The organism is Bacillus sp. FSL P4-0334, assembly GCF_038004825.1.
GTDB classification, from domain to species: Bacteria; Bacillota; Bacilli; order Bacillales; family Bacillaceae; genus Bacillus; species Bacillus velezensis.
Map to the genome: position 1 here is coordinate 1871147 of NZ_JBBORX010000001.1, position 19590 is coordinate 1890736.

The 19590-nt window shown below is 47.3% G+C and carries 15 protein-coding genes; all 15 read left to right on the top strand.

Going from position 1 to position 19590, the window contains the following annotated elements; genetic code table 11:
• Positions 1–26: 26 nt before the first annotated feature.
• The 15 genes from NSQ37_RS09570 (at position 27) to NSQ37_RS09640 (ending at position 19546) form a co-directional block, all read left to right on the top strand.
• Positions 27–890 (top strand): DNA-3-methyladenine glycosylase family protein, encoded by an 864-nt coding sequence (locus NSQ37_RS09570; protein ID WP_015239403.1) that lies wholly within the window; start codon positions 27–29, stop codon positions 888–890.
• 133 nt (positions 891–1023) lie between these two features.
• A complete protein-coding gene (gene rlmD, locus NSQ37_RS09575) occupies positions 1024–2424 on the top strand; it encodes a 23S rRNA (uracil(1939)-C(5))-methyltransferase RlmD (RefSeq protein ID WP_076425470.1) in 1401 nt (466 codons plus the stop codon).
• Positions 2425–3120: 696 nt separating this feature from the next.
• Complete coding sequence (locus tag NSQ37_RS09580; RefSeq protein WP_043020674.1) at positions 3121–3420, top strand: YfzA family protein; 300 nt, start codon at positions 3121–3123, stop codon at positions 3418–3420.
• A gap of 964 nt (positions 3421–4384) precedes the next feature.
• Positions 4385–5368: a tRNA dihydrouridine synthase gene (locus tag NSQ37_RS09585; protein WP_007408522.1), complete on the top strand. Its 984-nt coding sequence runs from the start codon at positions 4385–4387 to the stop codon at positions 5366–5368.
• Between the two features lie 156 nt (positions 5369–5524).
• On the top strand, positions 5525–6025 hold the full coding sequence (locus NSQ37_RS09590; protein WP_085341826.1) for a DUF6884 domain-containing protein: 501 nt from the start codon (positions 5525–5527) through the stop codon (positions 6023–6025).
• 256 nt (positions 6026–6281) lie between these two features.
• A complete protein-coding gene (gene acoA / locus NSQ37_RS09595) occupies positions 6282–7283 on the top strand; it encodes an acetoin:2,6-dichlorophenolindophenol oxidoreductase subunit alpha (RefSeq protein ID WP_007408524.1) in 1002 nt (333 codons plus the stop codon).
• Between the two features lies 1 nt (position 7284).
• The gene (acoB, locus tag NSQ37_RS09600) at positions 7285–8313 is read left to right on the top strand and encodes an acetoin:2,6-dichlorophenolindophenol oxidoreductase subunit beta (protein ID WP_015239406.1); all 1029 of its coding nucleotides are present in this window, start codon (positions 7285–7287) and stop codon (positions 8311–8313) included.
• 14 nt (positions 8314–8327) lie between these two features.
• Positions 8328–9521 (top strand): dihydrolipoamide acetyltransferase family protein, encoded by a 1194-nt coding sequence (locus tag NSQ37_RS09605; RefSeq protein WP_341123645.1) that lies wholly within the window; start codon positions 8328–8330, stop codon positions 9519–9521.
• 14 nt (positions 9522–9535) lie between these two features.
• Positions 9536–10915, top strand: a complete 1380-nt coding sequence (gene lpdA, locus NSQ37_RS09610; protein ID WP_015239408.1) for a dihydrolipoyl dehydrogenase — start codon at positions 9536–9538, stop codon at positions 10913–10915.
• Positions 10916–11021: 106 nt separating this feature from the next.
• The gene (locus NSQ37_RS09615) at positions 11022–12830 is read left to right on the top strand and encodes a sigma-54-dependent Fis family transcriptional regulator (protein ID WP_218791528.1); all 1809 of its coding nucleotides are present in this window, start codon (positions 11022–11024) and stop codon (positions 12828–12830) included.
• Between the two features lie 65 nt (positions 12831–12895).
• Positions 12896–13078, top strand: a complete 183-nt coding sequence (locus NSQ37_RS09620; RefSeq protein WP_003155535.1) for an H-type small acid-soluble spore protein — start codon at positions 12896–12898, stop codon at positions 13076–13078.
• 170 nt (positions 13079–13248) lie between these two features.
• A complete protein-coding gene (gene glvA / locus NSQ37_RS09625; RefSeq protein WP_007610111.1) occupies positions 13249–14598 on the top strand; it encodes a maltose-6'-phosphate glucosidase in 1350 nt (449 codons plus the stop codon).
• Positions 14599–14666: 68 nt separating this feature from the next.
• Entirely contained in the window at positions 14667–15428 is a 762-nt protein-coding gene (locus tag NSQ37_RS09630; RefSeq protein ID WP_341123653.1) for a MurR/RpiR family transcriptional regulator, read from the top strand.
• Positions 15429–15444: 16 nt separating this feature from the next.
• A complete protein-coding gene (locus tag NSQ37_RS09635) occupies positions 15445–17031 on the top strand; it encodes an alpha-glucoside-specific PTS transporter subunit IIBC (protein ID WP_012117097.1) in 1587 nt (528 codons plus the stop codon).
• Positions 17032–17218: 187 nt separating this feature from the next.
• A complete protein-coding gene (locus tag NSQ37_RS09640) occupies positions 17219–19546 on the top strand; it encodes a peptidase G2 autoproteolytic cleavage domain-containing protein (RefSeq protein ID WP_012117098.1) in 2328 nt (775 codons plus the stop codon).
• Positions 19547–19590 lie beyond the last annotated feature (44 nt).

Genomic DNA, 19590 nt, shown 5'->3' on the forward strand with positions numbered 1-19590 from the left:
TACTTGGACAAAAAGGGGTGGAGCATATGTGGAAGGAAACGGTTTCGGTCACACCGCCGTATCATTTTGATAAAGTCCTTGAAAGGCTGTCGCTCGATCCGCTGAATGCGGTCGATCTTCATGCAAGATCAATCAAAGTGCCGCTCAGAACACGGGACGGCAAACTGTCCGTCATCACGGTTCAAGCGGAAGGCACCGCCGCAGACCCGGTCTTTCTCGTCAGCGGAGAAACGGACCGCGAGGAGATGATTGAACGGATCAAACACATTTTTCAGTGGGAGCAGCCGCTTCAGCCTGTGCTTGATCATTTCTCAAAAACAAATCTGTCGGCGCTTTTTGAGGAGCATGCGGGAACCCCGCTCGTCTTGGAATATGACGTCTACAACTGTCTCATGAAATGCATCATCCACCAGCAGCTCAACCTGTCCTTCGCTTTTACTTTAACGGAACGGTTCGTCCATGCCTTCGGTGAACAAAAAGACGGCGTCTGGTGCTATCCCGAGCCGAAAACGATCGCGGGGCTTGAGTATCAGGACTTGCGGGAGCTCCAGTTCAGCATGAGAAAAGCGGAATATGCGATTGACATTTCACGGATGATTGCAGAAGGAGCGCTCAATCTGGCGGAACTTACCCATTTGTCGGATGAAGACATTATGAAAAAGCTGATCACCATCAGAGGCATCGGCCCGTGGACCGTCCAAAACGTCCTCATGTTCGGCCTCGGCCGCCCGAATCTGTTTCCTTTGGCGGACATCGGCCTGCAAAACGCCGTCAAACGCCGCTTCGCCCTTGAGGATAAACCGTCAAAAGACGTGATGCTCCAGGTAAGCAGCGAATGGGCGCCGTATTTAAGCTATGCGTCCTTATATTTGTGGAGAAGTATTGAATGATGAGATTTTTGGAAACTTCCAGTGAAAAACATGAAGGAACCGCCGGCTGCATGTTATACTGAAAAGATGTGATATTTCAAATCAGCCGTTTTCCCAGGAGGAAGGCTTTATATAGAAACGGAGAGAAAAAAACGTGAATCAACATCAAAAAAAGGCGCCTGCCGAATTGAAAATCGGACAGACATTTCCGCTGACCATCAAACGTCTCGGCATTAACGGAGAGGGCGTCGGCTATTTTAAGAAAAAAGTTGTCTTCGTTCCCGGCGCTCTGCCCGGTGAAGAAGTCGTTGCCGAAGCGACAAATGTGCAGCCGAAATTTTCAGAAGCACGCGTCAAAAAAATCCGCAAGCCGTCTGAACACCGCGTCACGCCGCCATGCCCGGTCTACGACCAGTGCGGCGGCTGTCAGCTTCAGCATCTGGCATACACCCAGCAGCTTCGCGAAAAACGCGACATCGTCATTCAGTCTCTGGAACGTCATACGAGATTCAATGTCGAAGAAATGAACATTAAAGATACGATCGGAATGGACAACCCTTGGAATTACCGGAACAAAAGCCAGTTTCAAGTCGGACGCTCGCAAAGCGGCAGCATCATTGCCGGCTTATACGGACTTGATTCCCATAAAATCGTTCCGATTAAGGAATGCATTGTCCAGCATCCGGCGACAAACAAAACAACGGGTATCGTCCGCCGTATTTTGGAAAAACACAACGTATCCGTTTATAACGAACGGACCAAAAAAGGCGATGTCCGCACCATCGTGACGAGAGTCGGTTTTGAAACAGGCGAAGTGCAGGTCGTGCTTGTCACCGCGAAAGAGACACTGCCGAATAAAGACGAGATCGTCAAAGCCATTCAGAACCGTCTGCCGGAAGTGAAATCGATTATTCAAAACGTCAACGGCGCGCGCACATCCGTCATTTTCGGTGACAAAACAAAAGCGCTGGCCGGAAGCCATGCCATTCAAGAAGTGCTCGGCGACGTGTCATTTGAACTGAGCGCCCGCGCCTTCTTCCAGCTCAACCCTGAGCAGACGGTCAAGCTGTATGACGAAGTGAAACAAGCGGCTCAGCTGACAGGAAAAGAAAAAGTCGTAGACGCGTATTGCGGCGTCGGTACGATCGGCATGTGGGTCTCAAGCGGCGCAAAAGAGATCCGCGGCATGGACGTCATTAAAGAATCAATTGACGATGCGAAGAAAAACGCCAAAAAACACGACATCAAAAACGCGGCATATGTCACAGGAACAGCCGAACACTGGCTCCCGAAATGGACGAAAGAAGGCTTCCGTCCTGACGTGGTCATCGTCGACCCGCCGAGAACCGGCTGTGACAGAACATTTTTAGATACCATCAAAAAAGTAAAACCGAAACGCTTCGTCTACGTATCCTGCAATCCTTCCACACTGGCGAAAGACTTGCAGACGCTGTCGAAGGACTATCGTGTCGAATATATTCAGCCTGTTGATATGTTTCCGCAGACGGCTCATGTGGAAGCCGTGGCGAAGCTTGTATTAAAATCGTCTAACTAAAATAAACAATTTGTAATCAGACCTGGATTTCGGTAAATTAAACAATTCCGATTTCCGGGTTTTTTCATGTTTTGCCCTTGTCCTATCTGTCTTTTGTCCTTATTTAACTGATAAAAAGCGTTGAAAAAAACGTATGGAAAAGCAAGTGGAAAATAGCCAAGTAGGCTGCTTTCTATTAACACTTTCTTTTTTTCGTTTGGAAACGGCATTACAGACAAAATATGAAGATCTTGTTGTGACCAGAAGCAATAACAAGTCGTCCAAGTTCCGTGAATACTTGTAATTTCAGTTAATATTTTGTAAACTTCTTTCTTAAAGAATAAAGTCCCCGACACTCATCGGCACATTTACTATTGGCGATAGTTGTAATAAATGATAAAAAGGAGGTGAAACCGAATGAGAGATATTGGAACCTCAACAACTGTGAATAAAAGATCAAACACACTAAAAAAGCATGTTTCGTTGTTATACATGATATGAAAGCCTAAACAGGAAAAAAGGCCCCCGATTACTTTCCTTATTACAGAAAAGAAATAAATCCGAGGCGGAAACGCAAGTGATAACAACTATTACAGTAATACCTGCGATGGTTATATCCTTAATAAGTAATTATCGCGACAATCATGCTTCATCATATAATGATGTTAGATTGACACCTGGCTAAAAAGTATTGCAGAAAAGGAAACGGATAATGAAATGGATAAAGTAAACAAAAAACGACCGTTGTATAAAAAAAGTTGGTTTCTCACGGTTTTGGCATTTTTAGTTTCACAGCTTTATTTTAATTTTGTAGAATTAACGGGATGGGGTCCTAATTATAGAGAAATGAATGGATTCCCAGCAAACATAGTTGAACTGGATTTCTTTCAAACATATCTTTCATTCTATGATAATCCATGGTTTAATATTGTCACTGTTTTCTTGGGGGTTTTCACTGTTATACAAATCATCACAGGTATAACAAAGGATATTCGAAATGAAAGCAATAACTTCTGATGCCTTATTTAATGATGAAAGAAACTTTCTTATTAATCTTATGAATGAAGACTGCGGCACTTAGTCAGCAGTCTATTTTATTGGTTTTGGATCAGGATTACCGAATCGTAACCTTATCCAAACATTTATAGGTAATTGTATAAAGATATTAACATATGGGGTTTGAAAGCCAATCGACCCTTAGTACATATACTGTATAGAGCCAGAAAAAAAGCAATCTTTGTTAGCCACTTGCTGCGTTGGTTATTTCTAAACCATGAGCAAATCCCAAAAGATCCAGATTGAAGTACTTGAATTCTGTTAAGTTCGAGTTTATTTTCTCTTCCCATCCCATCCTCTTTACTCCATGTGATTCACAAGCGGTAAGTTAAGGCTTTTTCTATTTACATTCTCTTGAGTACCCAGATATACCACCCCCAGCCCCATTTGCTTAATCAAATTATTTTTTCGCAAATGATATTGAGATACGGATATGGTGCAGCGTTAAATATTTTATCTTCGATAACAGGACAATTATTTTGCATTGGTAATAGGGAGAACTCATATGATATTCTATTTAGGTTGGAATCCTTTTGTCCAAAAAGAGCAAAAGTAAGGCCGCTAAGAAAAATGAAGGTCAGCGCTACTATTAATAAACCACAATATAAATAAAAAATAGGTGTAGATAATCATCACACTTTTTTCTCTCTCAAACCCTTTTAAAGGTTAAGGAGTTGGCTGAGTTGATCAGAAATGAACGATATGGGGTTAACTATAGCGATAGTCTATTACGTTAACTCAATTAAGGCGTTCTGCTTCAGTTTGCTTTTCACTTTTTCACGTGTAAAAAGTGAAATGTTCAAAATTTACTATCGTTTGATAAGAAGTGCTGACACATGCTATAAGTGTAAAAGAAGCATGGTCAGTTTTTAATTTTGGGATCAAGGTTTGGCTGTATCCCATCATGAAAGGATTTGGATTTGTTATGACAGATAACTTCTGGCGTGAATTACCACGGCCATTTTTTGTACTGGCACCAATGGAAGATGTGACGGATGTCGTTTTTCGCCATGTTGTGAGTGAAGCCGGCAGACCTGATGTGTTTTTCACAGAGTTTACAAACTCAGAAAGCTATTGTCACCCGGATGGGAAGGATAGTGTGCGCGGCCGTTTGACTTTCACGGAGGATGAACAGCCGATGGTTGCCCACATATGGGGAGATAAGCCTGAAAACTTTCGCCAAATGAGTATTGGGATGGCGGAATTAGGGTTTAAGGGCCTGGATATCAATATGGGCTGTCCTGTACCTAATGTGGCGGGGAATGGAAAGGGAAGCGGCCTGATTTGCCGTCCTGAAGTTGCAGCCGAATTAATACAGGCGGCGAAAGCAGGAGGTCTGCCGGTAAGTGTGAAGACCAGACTTGGCTACACGGATATAGACGAATGGCGCGGCTGGCTGACACACATACTGAAACAAGACATTGCGAATCTTTCCATTCATCTGCGTACAAGAGCGGAAATGAGTAAAGTAGATGCGCATTGGGAGCTCATCCCGGAAATCAAGAAACTTCGTGATGAGATAGCGCCGGATACCCTATTGACGATCAATGGGGATATTCCTGACCGTGAAACCGGCTTGAAACTCGCTGAACAATACGGTGTTGACGGGATTATGATTGGACGAGGCATTTTTACTAATCCATTCGCCTTTGAAAAGGAGCCGAGAGAGCATAGCAGTAAGGAATTGCTTGATCTTTTGAGATTACACCTGGATCTTCATGATGAATATTCAAAAGCAGAAGCTCGAGCATATAAACCGCTCCCCCGCTTTTTCAAGATATATCTCCGCGGATTCCGTGGAGCAAGTGAATTAAGAAATCAATGCATGAATACAAAGTCAACAGATGAAGTGCGTGCATTGCTCGATGACTTTGAGAGAAAGTATCTTGATGGGATGGAGCAAGAGTGACATAAATACCTCTTCATCCGGCCCGGATTTCGGTTTGAATTCCGGGTCTTTTTGTGTGCAGTTTTTACCCAGACAGATCCATGGCCAGTTTCGTCATGCAGAAATAAACGAATCATGGTACATTGATAGGAGATACATCATAAAGGGGAGAGAAAAATGAAACGACTGTGCATCATCCCCTGCGGCAAGAAAAAAATTTGGGATGTCCATTCAGATACAGGTCCGGTAAGGGCGGAAGACGCTTATCTCAGCCCGTTTCATCAGGCGTGCGAGCGTTATGCGAAAGCATTTTTCGATGAGTGGGTAATTTTGTCGGCAAAGCACGGATTCCTTCGTCCGGATGATATGGTTCCCGGAAATTACGATGTCACTTTTGGAACCGGTCATCCGGAGATCATGGCAGCGGACGAGCTGCGCCGTCAATTTCATGAAAAAGGCTTTTCCGACATCGAAGAGCTTGTCATGCTTGGCGGGAAAAAATACCGAAGCGTCCTAAACGCCGTCATCGGAGAGCATCAGCATATCACCTGGCCTTTGTCATCGTATAAAGGCATTGGCTACATGCTTCAAGCGCTGAATCGGGCTGTTGAAGAAAAGCATGAACTGCAGCACGTGGATATGAAAAAAAAGAGTGTAACCACTCAAACGCCACGATAGACTGTATGCAGAAGAATGAAGCAGTTAAAAGATTTCCGAGGAAATAAATACGTCGATCATTGTCAAAGACAGGGTGATGCCCGGTCTTTTTTGTATGCTTTAAAACGAGACAAAGGGAACAGATTGAGACAAAATGAGACACCTGTCTCAAACTGTCTCCATTGTAAAAATAAAAACATTCATTTTACGGGCTTCAAAGGCTGGCATGCTTCTTGCATTTATAAGTGTGAACCCTAAATAGAAGGAGGCGCACAAAATGGAATTGTTAAAACGAGAAGGCTTGTCATTAACTGAGGAGAAAGCGCTGTGGATGTACCAAAAGATGCTGGAAATCAGGGGCTTTGAAGACAAAGTGCATGAACTGTTCGCGCAAGGAGTGCTTCCCGGATTCGTCCATTTGTATGCCGGTGAAGAAGCGGTAGCTGCGGGGGTGTGCGCTCATTTAGATGATGGCGACAGCATTACAAGCACACACAGGGGACATGGCCATTGTATCGCCAAAGGCTGTGATCTGGACGGCATGATGGCGGAAATATTCGGAAAAGCGACCGGACTGTGTAAAGGCAAAGGCGGTTCTATGCACATTGCGGATCTTGATAAAGGCATGTTAGGCGCAAATGGAATCGTCGGGGGCGGATTCACGCTCGCATGCGGATCAGCGCTCACGGCTAAATATAAACAAACTAAAAATGTAAGCGTTTGCTTTTTTGGGGACGGAGCCAATAACCAAGGGACCTTCCATGAAGGGCTGAACTTAGCGGCAGTATGGAACCTTCCTGTCGTGTTCATCGCCGAAAACAACGGCTACGGCGAAGCCACGACATTTGAGTACGCATCAGCCTGTAATTCAATCGCCGATCGGGCGGCTGCCTACAACATGCCGGGGGTCACGGTGGACGGAAAAGATATTTTAGCAGTTTATCAGGCAGCCGGGGAAGCGATAGAAAGAGCAAGAAACGGCGGAGGCCCATCTTTGATTGAATGTATGACTTACAGAAACTACGGCCATTTCGAAGGGGATGCCCAAACTTATAAAACAAAGGATGAAAAGACTGAGCATCTTGAAGAAAAGGATGCCATTCAAGGCTTTAAAAACTATCTTCTAAAAGAAACAGATGCAAATAAACTGTCAGACATCGAACAGCGTGTCAGCGAATCGATTGAAAAAGCCGTCTCGTTCAGCGAAAAGAGTCCATATCCGAAAGAGTCAGAGCTGTTGACAGACGTCTACGTGTCATATGAAAAAGGGGGAATGTGAGATGGCGAGAGTCATAAGCATGTCGGACGCGATCAATGAAGCAATGAAGCTTGCGATGAGAAAAGACGACAATGTGCTTGTAATCGGTGAAGATGTCGCCGGGGGAGCGGCGGTCGATCACTTGCAAGATGATGAAGCATGGGGCGGTGTACTGGGGGTCACAAAGGGGCTCGTACAGGAATTCGGCAGAAGCAGGGTGCTGGACACACCAATTTCTGAGGCGGGCTACATGGGTGCGGCCATGGCTGCGGCATCCACGGGGCTGAGACCGATTGCGGAACTGATGTTTAACGATTTTATCGGAACGTGCTTTGACCAAGTGATCAACCAAGGGGCGAAATTCCGCTATATGTTCGGCGGTAAAGCGCAAGTGCCGATCACCGTCCGCACCACATACGGAGCCGGGTTCCGGGCAGCCGCTCAGCATTCGCAGGCGCTGTATGGCCTGTTCACCAGCATCCCGGGTCTGAAGACGGTTGTGCCGTCCAATCCGTATGACGCCAAAGGTTTGCTGCTTTCGGCAATAGAAGACAATGATCCGGTATTCTTTTTTGAAGATAAAACGTCCTACAACATGAAGGGCGAGGTGCCGGAAGATTATTATACAATTCCGCTCGGAAAGGCGGATATCAAACGCGAAGGCAATGATGTCACGCTCTTTGCAGTCGGCAAGCAGGTCAATACTGCGCTTGAAGCGGCTGCGCAGCTTTCTGAGAAAGGCATCGACGCCGAGGTGCTTGATCCCCGGAGTCTGTCTCCTTTAGATGAGGAAGCGATTTTCACATCGTTAGAAAAAACAAACCGGCTGATCATCATTGACGAAGCCAATCCGCGCTGCAGCATCGCCACGGATATTGCTGCGATTGTCGCCGATAAGGGCTTTGATTTGCTTGATGCGCCGATTAAACGGATTACAGCGCCGCATACACCAGTGCCGTTTTCGCCGGTGCTTGAAGATCAATATTTGCCGACACCAGACCAAATTGTCAGCGTCACGCTTGAATTGCTTGGCGAGCCGGCAATGAATTAAAGGAGGGATATAGAATGGCTGTAAAAGTAGTAATGCCGAAGCTGGGAATGGCGATGAAGAAAGGTGAAGTATCCGTCTGGAATAAAAAAGTCGGCGACCCGGTTGAAAAGGGAGAAAGCATCGCCAGCATCAACTCGGAAAAAATAGAAATGGAAATAGAAGCGCCTGAAAGCGGCACGCTTCTCCATATTAAAGTCAAAGAGGGAGAAGGAGTCCCGCCGGGAACGCCCATCTGTTATATCGGGGAAAACGGCGAAGAAGTGCGGGAGAAGGAGGCGCCGGCTCCTGAAAATGCAGGGAAACCGCAATCTGAACCTGAACATATTCCCGCTCCCAAAGCCGTGCAAAAGCGTAAACACCGCGTGAAAATATCTCCCGTTGCCCGAAAAATGGCGGAGAAAGCCGGGTTGAAAGTTGATACGCTGAACGGGACGGGGCCCGGAGGCAGAATCGTAAAAGCTGACGTCATCAAGGCCATGAAGACGGAATCTGAACCGCAGTCTTCGGTTCAGACGGCACAGCCGGAGGAAAAACCGGCTTCAGCGATGAGAAAAGTAATTGCAGACCGAATGCACAAAAGCCTGCAAAACAGCGCCCAGCTGACGCTGATGATGAAAGCGGACATTACGGAGCTTGTAAAATGGCAGCAGCAGCTCGCCGACAGCGTGAAAAAGCGGAGCGGTGTTAAACTGACGGTCACACATTTCGTATCCCGGGCCGCAGTGCTTGCGCTGAAACAGCATCCTGAGCTGAACAGCTCTTATCAAGAGGAGCGGATCATCACCTATCCATATGTCCACCTCGGGATGGCGGTTTCTCTTGAAAACGGTCTCGTCGTGCCGGTGATTCGGGATGCGGAAAAGCTTTCATTCCTTGAGCTTGCGGATCACATCAGCACATCGGCACGCCGGGCGCGGGAAGGCAATGCTTCCGGAGATGATCTGCACGGATCGACATTTTCTATTACAAATCTCGGGGGTTACGGAATTGAGCATTTCACCCCGATTCTTAATCCGCCTGAAGCCGGTATTCTCGGAGTGGGCGCAAGCTATGAAACGCCTGCGTTTAAAGGAGATGAGCTTGTCAAAAGCATCATGCTGCCGCTGAGCCTTACCTTTGATCACAGAGTATGTGACGGCGCACCGGCTGCGGACTTCCTGAAAACGGTCAAAGCGCTGCTTGAAGAGCCGGCCGGATTGATTTTATAGAGAGGGTGAAGAGATTGACACTAGCCATTATCGGCGGCGGGCCTGCCGGATATGCAGCTGCCGTGACTGCCGCGCGGAGGGGAGAAGAAGTCGTTCTGATCGACAAAGGGCCGCTCGGAGGCACTTGTCTCAATGAGGGGTGCATCCCGACAAAGTCGCTTTTGGAAAGCGCGAATGTGCTCGATAAAATCAGGCACGCAGATACATTCGGCATCGAACTGCCGCAAAACATTACACTCAATTGGGCCCGCATGCAGGGGCGCAAACGGCAAATCGTCAGCCAGCTCGTGCAGGGAATTCAATACTTAATGAAAGCAAATCAGATTAAAGTCATCAGCGGGACAGCTTCATTTCTCACAGAGCAGACATTGCTAGTTGAAGGAGAAGGAGGCGCAAAAGACATTCTGGAAGCGGATCGGATATTGATTGCATCCGGATCTGAACCGGCGGAGCTGCCGTTTGCCCCATTTGACGGCGATTGGGTGATCGACAGCAAAGACGCGCTTTCTTTACAGCAAATTCCTTCTTCTCTGCTTATTGTCGGGGGAGGTGTGATCGGCTGTGAATTTGCCTCTTTATTCAGCCGGTTTAAAACGAAAGTGACGGTGATTGAATCGGCTGACCGGCTGCTCCCGGCAGAAGACGGAGAAATTGCCGCCGTTTTCGAAGACTCTTTAAGAGACAGCGGGGCTGATATTCAGACAAAAGCCGCCCTTCAGCGGATTGACAAAGAAAGGAAAACCGCCGTGTGGACAAAAGACGGCAAAGAAATTGAGGCGCAGGCTGATCACGTTTTGGTTGCAATCGGGAGAAAACCGCGTTTGCAAGGCCTGAATCTGGAGCAGGCCGGCATCCGGTATTCTCCGCGCGGTATTGAAGTCAATGACCATATGCAGACCAATGTGCCTCATATATACGCATGCGGCGATGCGGCCGGAGGAATGCAGCTCGCGCATGCCGCCATTCATGAAGGAATCACAGCCGCCGCGCATGCCTCGGGAAAGGACAGCAAAGTCAATATGCGGGCGGTGCCCCGCTGTATTTATACATCGCCGGAAATGGCCGCTGTCGGGCTGACGGAAACACAGGCGAGAGAGACATACGGAGATGTGAAAATCGGAGAATGCTCATTTTCTGCTAACGGAAAAGCGTTAATTAAACATCAGCATGGCGGCAAAATGAAAATCATTGCCGAACCGGAATTCGGAGAAATCGTCGGCGTGTCAATGATCGGGCCGGACGTGACGGAATTGATCGGTCAGGCGGTCATGATGATGAACGGTGAAATGACGGCTGATATGTCGGAGCACTTTATCGCGGCGCATCCGACTCTGTCAGAAACGCTTCAGGAAGCCCTGCTGAATGTCACCGGACTTGCGGTGCATTCCGTATAACCGGAATACCCTTTCTCAGATGAGAAGGGGTATTTTTCGTTGAAAGCGCTTTATTTTTCCCCTACAATATATGAAAAGATGGTCTGAACAGGGGGGAGCGAATACAATGAATGTCATTCGGAATGATTTTAAAACCTGGAAGCGCTTTGTGAAAGAAGGCGTGCTTGATGAATCCCGTATTCAGAAGCGGGTGGCCGCCTCATGGCACCGCTGCAAAAAAGCCGACGTTAACCCTTATCTCGAAAAGGGGCCGAATGTAATGCCGGCAGATCATTTAGAAAGGCAGGCCGAAAAGCATGCATTATTTTTAGCGGCCTCAACGCCTCATGCAGAAAGAATGAAAACGGCGATGCGGGAAATGGAAATGATGGTTCTCCTGATTGATTCAGACGGCGTTGTCCATTCAGTTGACGGCCACCCGCGCACCATTCATGAAGCGAACCGCATCAATTTCTTAAAAGGTGCCCGCTGGACGGAAACGGCCGTCGGCACGAATGCGATCGGGACGGCTCTTTATACAAATGAGCCGGTCATGATACACGGCTCTGAACATTATTCGCTCGCTTCTCATCAATGGAGCTGTTCCGCCGCGCCGATCCGTTATGAAGACGGGCGGCTGGCGGGTGTCATTGATATTTCTTGCCCCGCCGCCCGCGCTCAGCCGTTTATGCTCGGAATTGCCTCCTCCATCGCTTATACGGCGGAACGGGAGCTTGCCCTAAAGATCAAAATGACAGAACTTGACATGATCAGCAAGTTCGCCGGGCTGACCCGGTCTCACGATCCGATCGTGCTTTGCAATGACATGAGCCGGGTTATCGCCGCAAGCCGTCCCGTTCAGCATTTTACCGGACATACGCTGCGCGAGCTTGAGGAACAGGGCTATCACATCAAGCAGGCGAAGCGGGAGGAGAACGGCTACACATGCGTTTATTTATCCAAACGAGAAGAAAAGCCGTCTTTTATATTCCATGGTGCGGCAGGCAAAAGCCCGTCATCCCGACATATGCTTCAGCAGCTGGAGCTTGTCGCCCGAACGGACGCGACCGTTTGTCTTACGGGAGAAACCGGGACGGGAAAGGAGGTTGCCGCCCGGGCGATTCATAACAACAGCTCCAGGAAAAACGGCCCGTTTATCGCCGTCAATTGCGGAGCGGTCCCCGAAAAGCTGATTGAAAGCGAACTGTTCGGCTACTCGGAAGGCGCCTTCACCGGGGCCAAACGGAAAGGACATAACGGCGCTTTGCAAAAAGCCGATAAAGGCACGCTTTTCCTCGATGAAATCGGAGAAATAGCACACTCCATGCAGGTCGCTCTGTTACGGGTGCTGCAGGAACGGAAAGTCACCCCGGTCGGCGGGACAAAAGAGATTCCCGTTGACATCAGAATCATCACTGCCACCCACACTGATCTGAGACAGCTTGTCGAGTGCAAAAAGCTGAGAGAAGATTTATTTTACCGGCTTCACGTCTGTCCGATCCACCTCCCTCCATTAAGAGAACGCACCGAAGACATTCCCGGCCTCTTCCTTGAATTTCAGCGAAATCGCGGCTGGCGCGGGGAGCTTCCTGATGACTTTTTAGACCTATTAAAGAGCCGGAAATGGCCGGGGAATATCAGGGAATTGTTTAATGTATTTGAACGTCTTTCCGTCATGTTCCCGGACGGACGGCTGTCAGAACGCCCCATCGCAGCCCTGCTTGAAGCGTCAGGTCTTAAAGAGGCGGCCGAGTCTTATGAACAGGAAGAAGCGTCCCCTGTCTCCATCCGGGAGCACATTCAGAAAAACATCATCGTAAACGCGCTTGAATCAGCGAAGGGGAATGTCACGCTGGCCGCCAAAATGGCCGGAATCCCGCGGAGCACGTTTTACAAACGCCTCAAAAAATTCAAACTCACCGCCGGACAATTGTAAGAAACAAGCATACTTCTCTTGGCTGCCGGACACGTTATGTGTGAGGCCTAAAGGAGGTTTGAGACGTGAATACACAGCGTGCGAAAGACATTTCAGAATCCGCCGCCATGGCGTATGTGACGTACGAAGGAGTCCCGATTTATATTCAGCATGTCAACGAAGACAAGGAAACAGCCAGAATTTTTCCGATCGGAAATCCGCAATTTGAGCAGGAAGTGCTGCTTTCTGATTTACAAGAGCATTTTTGAGAATGGGTCTGCTGATGACAGCAGGCCTTTTTCGTACCTGTGGGAACTTTCCCGCTTTTTGAGAAAAATAACTAAAAATGATTAAATGATCTAACTCCTCCAAACCCGGTACAGATCGGACCTTCTCATGATATAAATAAAATGTAAACGTTATCAGAGGAGGGCTTCACATGACAGACAAATCATTCTCAATCGTTATTGCAGGCGGCGGCAGCACATTTACCCCCGGAATTGTATTAATGCTTTTGAATCACCTGGAAGAGTTTCCGATCAGAAAGCTGAAACTTTATGACAATGATAAAGAAAGGCAGGAGCGGATTGCGGGTGCGTGTGAGGTATTTATAAAAGAAAAAGCGCCGGACATTGAATTTCTGGCGACTGATGACCCAGAGACGGCTTTTACGGATGTTGACTTCGTCATGGCGCATATCCGCGTCGGAAAATATGCGATGCGCGCGCTCGATGAACAAATCCCGCTGAAGTACGGCGTGGTCGGCCAGGAAACATGCGGGCCGGGCGGAATTGCATACGGCATGCGCTCTATCGGCGGTGTTCTGGAGATTCTTGATTATATGGAAACGTACTCGCCCGACGCATGGATGCTGAATTACTCCAATCCGGCGGCGATTGTGGCCGAAGCTACACGGCGCCTCAGACCGAATTCAAAAATATTGAACATCTGCGACATGCCGGTCGGAATTGAGGATCGCATGGCGAACATCCTCGGATTATCTTCACGGAAAGAAATGAACGTCCGTTACTACGGCTTGAACCACTTTGGCTGGTGGACGTCCATCACAGACCGGCATGGCAATGATTTAATGCCGAAGCTGAAAGAGCATGTCCGTGAATACGGCTACGTTCCGAAGACGGAGGCCGAACAGACTGAAGCAAGCTGGAATGACACATTCAAAAAAGCGCGCGACGTACAGGCGGCTGATCCGGATACGCTTCCGAACACATATCTGCAATATTACTTATTCCCGGATGATATGGTGAAAAAATCAAACCCGAACCATACGAGAGCCAACGAAGTCATGGAAGGGCGGGAAGCTTTCATTTTCAGCCAATGCGATATGATTACGCGCGAACAATCGTCGGAGAACAGTGAAATTAAAATTGATGATCATGCTTCCTATATCGTCGACCTTGCCCGGGCCATCGCTTACAACACAGGGGAGAGGATGCTGTTAATCGTTGAAAATAACGGCGCGATCGCAAACTTTGATCCGTCAGCCATGGTTGAGATTCCTTGTCTCGTAGGCTCAAACGGACCGGAACCGCTCTCAGTCGGGAACATACCGCAATTTCAAAAAGGCCTGATGGAACAGCAGGTGTCTGTTGAAAAACTGACGGCTGAAGCGTGGGAAGAGCGGTCATTTCAAAAGCTGTGGCAGGCGCTGATCCTGTCAAAAACAGTGCCGAACGCCCGTGTGGCAAGACTGATTCTTGAAGATCTGATGGAGGCTAACAAGGACTACTGGCCTGAGCTTGATGTAAGTCCGTCTCCTATTTCCTGATGACAATCTTCCCCGTTTTCTTTATCTGTTATTCTATATAATAGAAAGAAAACGGGGGGATTTTTGGGATGAGTCTTGAAGAACTGGTTAATCAGCATTACGCGAAATTAAATGATAACGATTTTTATATTTTAAAATATATATTGAATCATAAGCATACGTGCTATCATCTCGGTATCAATGACATGGCGAAAGCCTGCAATGTCTCTCGGTCTTCCATCCTGCGGCTTGCCCAAAAACTGGGCTTCAGCGGCTATAGTGAATTCCGGGTTTTTCTGAAATGGGAGGATCAGCCTGAAGAGGGCGAGAATATGACGTTTGAAAAGCTGCTGGATGATATTGAAGCCAATGTAAAATACGTGAAGTCAAAAGATATGACGGAGATGTGCCGGCTGATAGATGAAGCAAAACGGATTTTCGTTTACGGATCGGGCACGGCTCAGAGGGTGTGCGCCCGTGAGCTGCAGCGGATGTTTGTATCCCGGCGGAAGTATCTGATTTTAATTCAGGACATCACAGAGTTTGATATCATGTGTGATTATTTTACGGTTGATGACGTATTCATCATTATTTCTTTATCAGGCGAAACACCCGAATTAATTCCGCAGGTAAGGACCCTGTCCGCAAAGGGAGTTCCGTTTATTTCAATCACCAATCTGAAAAACAACGTACTGGCGCAAATGACGCCGTATAATCTTTATGCGACCAGCAAGCCGGTGATGTTAAGCGATAAAACGGAAATTGTCGCATTTGCCCCGTTTTTTCTGGTGGGCGAAGCGTTATTCCGTGCATATGTTGATTATAAAGAGCTCGAAAATTTTGATAAATAGCGGGAGGTCACGTGAAATGATGCAAAAAGTCCAGCGCTTCGGCAGCGCGATGTTTGTGCCTGTTTTGTTATTTGCATTTTCCGGTATTATTGTCGGTCTGAGTACGCTGTTTAAAAATAAAACGCTGATGGGGCCGCTGGCTGATCCTGACGGGCTTTGGTATCAATGCTGGTACGTCATTGAACAGGGCGGCTGGACCGTCTTTAATCAAATGCCGCTCCTGTTTGCGATCGGCATACCTGTCGCCTTAGCGAAAAAAGCGCAGGCGCGGGCTTGTTTGGAAGCGCTTACAGTTTATCTGACATTCAATTACTTTATCAATGCGATTCTGACGGTTTGGGGCGGGGCTTTTCATGTCGATATGACTCAGGAAGCGGGCGGAACGAGCGGGCTGACGATGATCGCCGGGATCAAAACGCTTGATACGAATATTATCGGCGCCATCTTTATTTCATCTATTGTCGTGTATTTGCACAATCGTTATTTTGATAAAAAACTGCCGGATTTTCTGGGGATTTTTCAAGGATCTTCCTACATCGTTATCATTTCTTTCTTCATTATGATACCGATTTCACTTGCGGTGGCATACGTATGGCCGATGGTTCAGTCCGGAATCGGCTCGCTGCAAAGTTTTCTCGTTTCTTCCGGGGCGATCGGCGTGTGGATTTACACGTTCCTGGAGCGGATTTTAATTCCGACCGGCCTGCATCATTTTATTTACTCTCCGTTTATTTACGGTCCGGCTGTGGCTGAAGGCGGTATCGTCACCTATTGGGCCCAGCATCTCGGGGAATACTCTCAAAGCGTCAAACCGCTGAAAGAATTGTTCCCGCAGGGGGGCTTCGCGCTTCACGGCAACTCGAAAATCTTCGGCATTCCGGGAATCGCGCTCGCTTTTTACGCCACGGCTTCAAAGGAAAAGAAAAAAATCGTCGCCGGCCTATTGATCCCGGTCACCTTGACGTCCATTGTCGCGGGAATTACAGAGCCGATTGAATTTACATTCCTTTTTATCTCGCCGTTTTTATTTGCGGTTCATGCTTTGCTTGCCGCTTCCATGGCAACCGTCATGTATATGGCCGGCGTCGTCGGAAATATGGGAGGCGGTTTGATCGAAGCTGCGACCTTGAACTGGATCCCGCTGGCGTCAAGCCACGGCTTGACGTATGTATACCAGATCATTATCGGGTTGTGTTTTACCGCTGTTTACTTTTTCGTCTTCCGTTTCCTCATTCTCAAATTCAACATCGCCACACCGGGCAGAGAAAAAGAGGAAGGGCAGGAAACAAAGCTCTATTCGAAAAAGGAGTACAGAGAACGGAAGCAGGCTTCAAAAGAAACAGCGGCGGCAGACGAAACACAGCGGGATACAGCCGCTTTGTATATTGAAGCGCTGGGCGGAAAGGACAATATTACGGAGGTCACCAACTGCGCCACCCGTCTCCGCGTCACTGTCGCTGATGAATCAAAGGTCAAAAGTGACGCCGATTTCAGAGAGCTGGGAGCCCACGGCGTCGTCAGAAAAGGCAGGGCGCTTCAGGTCATTGTCGGATTAGGCGTTCCGCAAATGCGGGAGCGTGTCGAGAAAATATTGAACGGTTAAAATACTGCAGCAGCAGATTATGTGCAGAGCGCTTGTTAATCCGGCGCTCTTTTTATGTTTTGAAGAAATGTATGAATTTGTCATACCTTTGCCACCTGTACATGCAGGAGTGAAAATGAGAGGGTGCAAAAAACGAAATGACTTCTGCGGTATTTTAAATAGCAATTAACAAATAGGAGGCAAGACAATGACAAACTATACGACTTTCTTAGGACTTTACAAACCCGATAAGGCCGAGGGGATTGAAGTTGAAAGCATTGCTCAAAACTTTGAAGCGATTGACAGCAAAATCGGTGCTGCGCTTAGCAATGGCACGTCAACTTATGAAAATTTAAACGAAAGACTTAACATGTATGAAAACAGATTTGAACATGTGACAGAGCGGAACGTTATGGATTTTGGAGCTAAAGGTGACGGCGTAACGGATGATACGCAGGCATTTCATGATGCCATGGCCGACGGAGGTTATGTCGTAACAGTTCCCGCGGGTGTATTCAGAACATCGGGATTGTTTGTTCCGTCAAATACAATGCTTGTCGGAGCAGGCAAGAAAAGAACGGTCATTAAATTATTAGACGAAACACCGGTCGGCCATTCTGTTCTGACCAACAGTGATTATACGAACGGTAATGAAAATATTTACGTCGGCCATCTCACTTTGGATTGGAACAAGGATACGCGTCCTTCCGGCTGGAAGATTCCGAAAGGCCCCACTTCAAGCTGTTTGCTTTTTGCGAATGTTGACTATTCTTTTGTCGAGCATGTGTTTGCGAAGAACGCCGGCCTGCACGGCTTTGATTCTACAAGCCCGAACTATAACAGACATGGAGAAAAAGATGATCCAACTTATTATCAGCCCAACGGCTGTAACTTTGTAACGTTTTCACATTGTGAAGCAACAGGGTCCGGGGATGATAACTTTACTTGTCACTTTGGGAAACACACGACTTTCAGTCATTGCCTCTCTTATCATCCAATGGGGCTAAACGATGGAACTTCTAACACGAACTGTTTTGAAATTGATGACGGCTCTCAAGACGTAATGATTGATAGTTGTATCTCAATTGGAGGAGTCCGAGGCTTTGAGATTAAGGCACACGGTTATGCACCGGCTGCGAAGAGAGTACAGCTTGTTAACTGTCGCGCATACGAAAATGCCATTGGATATAGCATTCGCCATATCGGTCACCACACAGCAAGCGATCCTCAGTCAGCGACAGCCCATGATGTGCAGCTTGCGAATTGTATCGCATATAACCCTAAGCCGAATGATCTTTACAAAGGGGCGGGTCCAAACGCGTTGCAAATCTCCGGATATGATGGTGTGAGTGTTGTGAATTTCCATGCTGTTTGTGATGATAGTTCAATTGATTATAAGGGTAATTCGGTAGTCAGCGTATTTTATAAAGGACGCTTAATTAGCTTAAAGAATATAACCATTCGCGGATTTAAGACTGCAGACAATGATTTATATATTGTCGGCGGGGATAACTCAGTAGGAAAAGTAATGGTGGATGGTGTCACCTTGATTGACTCCGGAAAAAAAGGAGTTGCATTTGGCAGCGGAATGTACGAGTCTGTTGTTAGTAATGTTTGGGGACAGAGATCTCCAAAAAATAATAGCGGGACAGTTGGAATTTATTCCTCAGATCCAGATCTTAATGTATCCAATTGTGATTTTTCAGGTTATGAAACTGACTTTAACATTGGAGGAGCAGTCACTCCTTATTTCTTATTCAAACATAAAGGAAGCGGGGTCATTGGCTCCCGTGAATCTCACGCTACAGGCAATAATAATTTTGTGGCTGGTTCTGTTCGGGGAAGAGCAACCGGAGCGGCTCAATCTTCAGTGCTTTCTTCGTACAATACAATTAATCCGAATTCAGATTCTGTAGCACTTGGCTGGGGTGCCGGCAGCACTCCGTCATCAGCCAACAGAAAGATTGAGCTTCACGCAAAAGAAGGAACAATTAAGGCTACGGGAGGCGTAACAGGTTCCTCGACATTCTCTGACTACGCCGAGTATTTTGAAAGCCTGAGAGGGGAAAAGATTCCGACGGGAACACTTGTCACACTTGAAGGTGATAAGATCAGACCGGCTGAAAAAGGTGACCTCATGCTTGGGGTCATTTCCGAGACCGCCGGAGTGATTCTTGGTGAGTCGAGTTTTCACTGGTCGGGACGATACGTAAAGAATGAATTTGGCGGCTATGTTTATGAAGAACAGAAAGATGCGAATGGCCATACGGTCATGGCGCCAAAGGAAAATCCGGACTTTCGGCCTGAAGAAGACTACGCTTCAAGAGAAGAGAGAGACGAGTGGAACATTGTCGGACTCATCGGCCAGGTATATGTCAGATGCGATGAGACTGTGAAAGCGGGAGATTTTATTCACGCTCATAATGGGATTGCAACAAAATCTGATGCTCCAAACCAGCGCTGGCAGGTCATGAAAGTGATCAATGAGTTTGATGCTGATAAAGGATTCGGGGTCGCTCTCGTTTTTATTCGTTAAATGAAATGGCACGGTATGAATGATCATCTGACTAGCGGACGTCT

Excerpts from the sequence above, each read along its gene's own strand:
- NSQ37_RS09570 (WP_015239403.1), top strand. The coding sequence starts at position 27 with ATGTGGAAGGAAACGGTTTCGGTCACACCGCCGTATCATTTTGATAAA.
- NSQ37_RS09580 (WP_043020674.1), top strand. The coding sequence starts at position 3,121 with ATGGATAAAGTAAACAAAAAACGACCGTTGTATAAAAAAAGTTGGTTT.
- NSQ37_RS09585 (WP_007408522.1), top strand. The coding sequence starts at position 4,385 with ATGACAGATAACTTCTGGCGTGAATTACCACGGCCATTTTTTGTACTG.
- NSQ37_RS09590 (WP_085341826.1), top strand. The coding sequence starts at position 5,525 with ATGAAACGACTGTGCATCATCCCCTGCGGCAAGAAAAAAATTTGGGAT.
- acoA (WP_007408524.1), top strand. The coding sequence starts at position 6,282 with ATGGAATTGTTAAAACGAGAAGGCTTGTCATTAACTGAGGAGAAAGCG.
- acoB (WP_015239406.1), top strand. The coding sequence starts at position 7,285 with ATGGCGAGAGTCATAAGCATGTCGGACGCGATCAATGAAGCAATGAAG.
- NSQ37_RS09605 (WP_341123645.1), top strand. The coding sequence starts at position 8,328 with ATGGCTGTAAAAGTAGTAATGCCGAAGCTGGGAATGGCGATGAAGAAA.
- NSQ37_RS09615 (WP_218791528.1), top strand. The coding sequence starts at position 11,022 with ATGAATGTCATTCGGAATGATTTTAAAACCTGGAAGCGCTTTGTGAAA.
- glvA (WP_007610111.1), top strand. The coding sequence starts at position 13,249 with ATGACAGACAAATCATTCTCAATCGTTATTGCAGGCGGCGGCAGCACA.
- NSQ37_RS09630 (WP_341123653.1), top strand. The coding sequence starts at position 14,667 with ATGAGTCTTGAAGAACTGGTTAATCAGCATTACGCGAAATTAAATGAT.
- NSQ37_RS09635 (WP_012117097.1), top strand. The coding sequence starts at position 15,445 with ATGATGCAAAAAGTCCAGCGCTTCGGCAGCGCGATGTTTGTGCCTGTT.
- NSQ37_RS09640 (WP_012117098.1), top strand. The coding sequence starts at position 17,219 with ATGACAAACTATACGACTTTCTTAGGACTTTACAAACCCGATAAGGCC.